Genomic DNA, 494 nt, shown 5'->3' with positions numbered 1-494 from the left:
GTGGATCACTACCCCAATGGTCATTTAATGCAACAAGAACCATTAAATCCAGGTAATAAAAAAATAACTTTGGTGCACGAAACGACTGAACCTGGCGAGGTCGAAAGCTTAGGCGAGTTTTTTGAACTGTTTTCTGCTGGTGGCCATAAAGATTTTCTTGATATGCGTGTGCAGTCTGTCCATGGTAGAGGCGAGTTTATGGGGCTGGTGTTTCTTTTTACCCTGATATGGATCGGGTTAAAAGGTTGGGGATTTATTGATGGACTGGCATGGTCAGATACCTATGTTATTGACTTAATTTATTTGGCATTGATCGGAGTTACTATAGCGGTAGGACTTTTCAAACCCATCGCCATGCCGGTACGCTTTCATAAACAAAACCAAGAGGTTTACGTATGGCACGATAAAGTGCTCTATCGTATTCCGTGGCAAGAGTGTGAAATATCCGTCATTGTCGCGAAAACCCATATGGGCTACGGGCGGTTAAAAGATGG

At 43.1% G+C, this 494-nt stretch carries 1 pseudogene; it reads left to right on the top strand.

The features are described from left to right. Positions 1 to 27: 27 nt before the first annotated feature. Positions 28 to 494 (top strand): annotated as a pseudogene (locus QTN94_RS20435) (DUF6708 domain-containing protein); the annotation flags it as partial.

Source organism: Vibrio sp. M250220 (genome assembly GCF_036533795.1).
GTDB lineage: Bacteria > Pseudomonadota > Gammaproteobacteria > Enterobacterales > Vibrionaceae > Vibrio.
This window is presented reverse-complemented; position numbering and strand designations above follow the sequence as displayed.